Consider the following 5,915-nt stretch of genomic DNA (forward strand, 5'->3'; position numbering starts at 1 on the left):
CCTTCCTTCATGCACCGGTCCCGGACAACTCACCCGAACCAGGCCCCCGTTCGAACCTGTCCACCCACGCGAACGGATAGAGAACAGGCAGTTAGTGATGGTTTGGGGGTTGGGCGGAGGGTGGCATGCGCGGAGGGCTTCCTCATCTGCATGTGGCGAGCGGGTTTTCGGCCCGCTACGGCGCCTCGCATCCAAGCGATCTCGCCGCCCGGGCCGCCGAGCGCGGCATCGGGACGCTGGCGTTGACCGACCGGGACATGGTCAGCGGGACCGTCCGTTTCGTAAAGGCTGCTGCGGCTGAGGGGATCCGCCCGCTGCTCGGTGTGGACCTCGGGGTCGCCGCCTGCACTCCCGCCGCTCCGGCCGCCCGCCGCCGCACTCCGGTGCGGGGTGGTGCGCACGTGGCCGAAGCGCCGTTCCGGGCGACCTTCCTGGCCCAGGGTCCGGACGGATGGGCGCGGCTGTGCCGGCTGGTGTCCGCTACTCACGCTGCCGCGTTTGCCGCCGGCGCTCCGCCGGCGGCGTCGTGGGAGCAGCTGCGCCAGTACGCGGGCAGCGGCCTGGTGGTGATGCTCGGCCCTGCCTCCGAACCGCCCCCTCTCCGCAGGCCGTGCGGACATCGCCGAACAGCTTCTGGAGCCGTGGCGGCAGGCCGCGGGCGACGGTCTGCGGCTGGAGATCGTGTGCTGGGGCCTGCCCGGGACCGGACCCGGCTCCGTACGCCTTGCCGCGCACACCCTCATGCTTGCCGACCGCCTCGCCATCCCGGCCGTCCTAACCAACGCCGTCCGCTACGCCGACGCGGGCCAGCACCGAATCGCGGACGTGCTGGACGCCGCGCGGCTGCTACGCCCGGTGGACCAGCGACGGCTGGACTGCCGCGAGCGCTGACTCAAGCCCGCCGGCGACATGACGGCGATCGCACAGCGGGTCGCGGCGGCCGCCGGTGCCGACGGCCGGCGGGCGGCGGGCGGCGGGCGGAGCACGACCGCGACGAAAAACTCCACCGGCTGGAAGCCGCCCTCGACCGGGCACGCGCCCGCTACGGCCCCGGCGCCGCCGGCGCCGCCTCCGCCTTCAAAAGGCTCACCACGTCCTGATCCCGGACCTCACACACAGGGACAGCACCCGCACTCGTCGAGCACCGCCCGGGTCGCCCGGTCAAGCGGGCGCAGCGGGTGCGTGCTGCCCCTTCGTTCTCCTCCGGCAGGAGCCCGCCAGGTCACCGGAGGGCCAGTTCGGCCTCTTGCCACGTTGCGTATCCGTGGACGAGTCGACGCGTTCCTGCCCGTGCTCAACTCAATTGCCGCCGAGTGTGGTTGAGGCGCGATGGAGGACATGGGACGAGCCTCTCGACGCCGAGCAGAGCGCCGCAGCGCGCCGCGGCAACCGCAGGCCGAGGGCGCCGAAGCGCCGCACGTGCACGGCCGCTACCTGATCCGTCCGGCCACCCCCGACGACGACCCTGAGGAGGTGCGCGCGCTGCTTCAGCCGGTCGACTTCCTCGACGACGCGATGCCTGAGGAGATCATCGACCGGATGCGCACCGGCTACCAGCTGCCGCCCCAGTACGGCACCGCCACCCTGCTTCTCGCCCAGGAGCAGACCGCAGGGCTCATCGTCGGCTTGGCGCACGCGATTCCCCCGGTCCAGTGGCTGATGGATATGCAAGCCGACCTTGGCCGGCCGCTGTGCCTGAGGCTGTCGAGGGCGCTCGTGGAGTTGGAGGCGGTGTCGGTGGCCGACAGCGCCCGGGGCCAGGGGCTACGCCACCAGCTCGTCGATCACGTGGTCCGCTCCTACGCCGGCCAGGGCTATCAGGCGATGGTGGGCGGCATCCATACCCACAAGCCCTACCTGGCCCCCTACTACGAGGCCGACGGCTTCCATGTGCTGGCCCCCGGGGCCCCGCTCGTCCTGCAGGTGCCCGTCGGACGTATCCAGTGGCCGGCGGATGCCGCGATGCGGCACCTGGTGCGTCCACTGACTTCGCAGGTGTCGTTTCGGGCGGGGGTGCTGAGCGGTCTACTGTCGGGTCGGTCGTCCTGAAGCCGGGCCCGTGCCCGCTGACCCGCCCAGTCGGCACCGCGCACGGTGCGACTGGGGGCATTGCCCGCGTCCACGTCTTTGAGCCGTACACGGTGCCCCGCCGCCGACGGCTCACACGCCGCCGGTCCCGGGAACGGGCGATGGGGAACGCCACACACGGCATTCTCCCTGGCACGGGGTCGTGCCGGCCGGGGAGTTGGGGGAGCTGGACGTTCAGGCGGCTACCGGTTGGTGGGACCAGTTCAGGTCGACGTGGGTGGCACCCTCGCGGACGACGATGGGGTCGTGCTCCTTCTCCAGCCGGCGGTATTCGTTGCCGCCGGAGGTGGGGTTATTGTACCCGGCCCACTTGCCCAGGTCGGCCTGCGAGAGGGCCACGCCGGCGGCTTGGTGGGCGACGTAGATCCGTTCGGCTCGCTGCCGCTGGGTGAGGTTCTTCGGCAGCACTGAAAGGTCGATGTCGATGCTCAGCCGCTCCCGAGTTTCTTCGTGTTCCTCGTCGTGTGGGAGTGTCGTGCTCGGGGTCGGGCTCCTCGCCCTCCGGCTCCTCCTCTTCTGCATCTCCTGCCGCTGCCCCTCATCGAGGGGCGCACGAGACCGAAAGCTGGCCATCAAGCCGCCATTGGGACGGCCGGCAGGTTCCTGCTGCCGCGGTCGCTGCGCCTGGTCCCTTTGGCTGGCTGACGTCCCGGACCGGCAACGGCGGCCTGTCGCTGCCGGCGTCTGCTGGAGGGTGCGGCCGGGCGTGCGTGGGCGGAAGATCGTTTGTCTGGCCCGTCCTGGGCGACCCTGCGCTGCCGAAGTGCGGCACGCCGCTCGGGCCTGGAGGCGAGGCTGGTGCGCCCGCGACAGCGGCGGACTGCGTCGGCGTCTCGTGGGCCTCGACGAGTAGTTCGCTCGGCCGCGCCCTGGCCACGTGCCAGCTCGCCCTTGCGCAGCTCCGGCAGGGAGAGCCGGAGCAGGCCACGAACACCGCGGCCACCGTCTTCGCGATCATGGATGGCGCTCCGCTGCCTGGACGCATGCGCACCTTGATCGGAGACTTCCACCGAGACCTGTTCCGGCTGGCGCCCTCAACGACGTACGCCCGGAACTGGGCAGACCGTATGCGAGATGAATGGAGTCGAGCGTGACCAGGGTGATCGACCTGCGGCATTACGGCAAGGACAGCCTTCCGGACGGCTTCAAGCAGATGCTGATCGACGTGCACGCCGACGCCTACGCCGATGCGATGGACGACGAGTTCAACCAGCGGTTCCCCTGGTTCGTCAACCACTGGTCAGGGATGGACGGCTTCACCTGCGTCGTCGCCTTCGACGGCGACGAGCCGATCGGCTTCGCGTACGGTGCTCCGCTCCAGCCGGGCCGCGAATGGTGGCGCTCCACCGCCTTCGAGCCAAACAACGGCTACACCGCGACCTACGCCGTCTCCGAGGTCATGGTGCGCCCGCAGTGGCGGAAGCAGGGCATCTCAGAGCGTCTGCACGAAGCGCTGCTGGAGGAGCGCGAAGAAGATCTGGCCGTCCTCCTGGTCGACGTGACGCACCCGAAGGTGCAAGAGCTGTACGAGACGTGGGGCTACAAGAAGGTGGGCGAACAGCAGCCGTTCGCCGACTCCCCCGTCTACGCGGTCATGGTGAAGAGGCTGCACCCCTGAACGCCCCCGCCCCCTCGATGGCGGCGGGGTAGTCACGCGATCTCGGGTGCCTCGGCGCGGGCCTCGGCGACCGTCGCTCGGGCGGGCCCGCCGTACTGGGGGACCTTGTCGAGCGGGTCGCTCGTACCGACACCGTGGCGGCGGTCGCAGACCGTGTCGGCCGTATGGGAGCCGTCCGCCCACCGGCCGGCCGATTGCGCTCGGCGAGCGGGACGCCCTTCTCGGCCATGTCGGTGTTCGCGTCGGCCCGCCACGAGTGGGAGGTGGCCTTCTTGCCGTCGATGTATGGCACGCCCGCCAGCTCGGCGAGGAGCTAGAGCCGTTCGTTGAGGGAGCCCGGCCGCATCCGGGTGCCACGCTTGCGGCCCGGCGGGGAGGAGCGGAGACCGCCCTTCCCCGTCAGGGCCCGGAAGGTGGGCTGGTCAGGGCCGTCCGCTGCTGAGCTCGCGCAGCACGGCGAACCTGGCGCGAGCGCGGCGTACGAGCTGGAGGTCGGCGCGGTTGTTGATAAGGCGGCCGGAGCCCTTGCCCGCCTGGTCCGTCTTGGACGTAGCGGTGGTGACGTGGATGCCGGTGTCGTAGATCCGCAGCCGCTTGTTGAGCTGGTCGGGCAGCTCGGACTCCCGGTGTGGACGCTCACGTAATTCCCCAGCTGCTGACCCCGGGCGCCCAGCGACTGCCCGCGTCTGGGTTCCCTGACCGGCCAGAGCTGGCGTCCGCTTGCAAGCCGTGCACCGACCGGGCAACCGGTGCGGCGCAGCGCCACAACCAGGACATGGCCGTCGCCGAGACGCGTGAGCACGGATTCGAACCCCAAGAACCGTACCGCGGGGTAAAGGCCCTCTGGCGGTGCCTGTGCCACGGCTGCGGCACCATCACCTCCGACCTTTGGATCCATCCTCGCGGGCCAGAGCGGATGCCAGCGGTGGCCGTGGCGTCGCCGAAGGTGCCTGCGCAATCTGCGATCCCGACATTTGCCGTCAAGATCGTCGAGAATTTCCGACGTGGCGGAATTCCATTATGAGTGAACGGTACCAGGCGAATGGTGAATTCCTTGCTGCTGGTGGGTTTGGGTGTGGTGTTGGGTGAGTGTGCGCCAGCGTCGTTGGAAGTCTTGTGTCTGTTGGGTGATGTGGTCGGGGGTGATGGGTTTGTTGTATTGGGCGGTGATCCCGCTTGTGGTGCAGTGATGGGCTACGGCGTGAGGGGAGGGGTGTTGGGTGTGTTGGCGGTGTTGAGCCCAGATGGTGTACATGCGGAAGGGGATGGTGTAACGGCGCAGTGTGGAAGGGCTGAGGGGTTTGCCGTGGCGGCCGTTCATGCCGTGGTCGGCGAGGTAGGCGGACAGTTCGTCGGCGCTCGGTTCGTGGCCGTGCTCGGTCTGATACTGGGTCCATCCGAGGTAGTAGCGGTCGACCACCGTGAGGTCGCTGTTCTGGGCGGGAAAGGTGGGTGGGGCGAACTCGTCGGCCTTGGCTGCGGCTTTGGGACGGGGTTGCTCGAGGGCCGCCCGGCCAGCGGCGGCAATCTGCTTGATGGCTCGCTGATGCGGCAGGAGCTCGCTGTCCGGTGGCTCGATGGTGCCGGTGTCGTGCTGGTGCATGTTGTGCGGGGGAGGCGCGGTCAGGGCGGGAGTCTCGCTGTGCTGGCGCGTGGGGGTGGGCTGAGAGTTATGGAGGTGGTGGTGCCGCCTCCGTGCATTCTGTGGTTCGGGGGTGTTGTGCGGTGCAGGTCCTTCTTCGGGTGGGGCTGGGTGTGTTTGGTGCTGTGTGGGGGCCTGCAGCGAAGGGGTGAAGTGCTCGTCAGGCGGCCGGTCGGCCGGGGGAGGGCTGGGCGGTTCGTGCGAGCGGCCGGTGTCGGTGGGCTTTGCCTGGTGCGTCGTGGGAGTTTCGGCGCTGCTGGGCTGTGCGGTCTCCTTCTTTTCAGGGAGTCTGGTGGTGAGTTCAGGGTCGCGCCGCTGTGCGGGTGACGGTGTGTGGTGGGTGGTGAACGGGAAGGGCTGCGCATCGATTCCGGCGGCGGTCAGGCCGACTGAGGCGGTTTCCGTCAGCGGGACGCCGTAGCGGGCCAGGCGCAGGGGCATCAGGGACTCCACCGGGGCCTTGCGGCGCCATGCCCGGCCGAAGCGGGAACGCAGCCTCGCCTGGTAGACGAGACGTTCCTGCTCCAGCTTGATGACCTGGTCGTAGGAGCGCAGCTCCCACAGCTT

The 5,915-nt window shown here is 69.7% G+C and carries 3 protein-coding genes and 2 pseudogenes; 3 read left to right on the top strand and 2 right to left on the bottom strand.

The features are described 5' to 3' along the window. Nucleotides 1-125: 125 nt before the first annotated feature. Together ACZ5NW_RS37555 and ACZ5NW_RS37560 are read left to right on the top strand one after the other, a co-directional pair. Nucleotides 126-969 (top strand): annotated as a pseudogene (locus ACZ5NW_RS37555) (PHP domain-containing protein); the annotation flags it as partial. Nucleotides 970-1,329: 360 nt separating this feature from the next. After that, entirely contained in the window at nt 1,330-2,049 is a 720-nt protein-coding gene (locus ACZ5NW_RS37560; RefSeq protein ID WP_468748540.1) for a GNAT family N-acetyltransferase, read from the top strand. Between the two features lie 213 nt (nt 2,050-2,262). Here ACZ5NW_RS37560 and ACZ5NW_RS37565 read toward each other — a convergent pair whose 3' ends face one another. Next, nucleotides 2,263-2,610: a hypothetical protein gene (locus ACZ5NW_RS37565; protein ID WP_468748541.1), complete on the bottom strand. Its 348-nt coding sequence runs from the start codon at nt 2,608-2,610 to the stop codon at nt 2,263-2,265. Between the two features lie 568 nt (nt 2,611-3,178). On the opposite strand from ACZ5NW_RS37565, the gene ACZ5NW_RS37570 reads away from it, so the two are divergent. Beyond that, the gene (locus ACZ5NW_RS37570) at nt 3,179-3,706 is read left to right on the top strand and encodes a GNAT family N-acetyltransferase (protein ID WP_468748542.1); all 528 of its coding nucleotides are present in this window, start codon (nt 3,179-3,181) and stop codon (nt 3,704-3,706) included. 1,018 nt (nt 3,707-4,724) lie between these two features. On the opposite strand, the pseudogene ACZ5NW_RS37575 reads toward ACZ5NW_RS37570, so the two are convergent. Then, nucleotides 4,725-5,915, bottom strand: a pseudogene (locus ACZ5NW_RS37575) (hypothetical protein); the annotation flags it as partial.

The sequence above is a fragment of the Streptomyces sp. NPDC032126 genome (genome assembly GCF_055580085.1).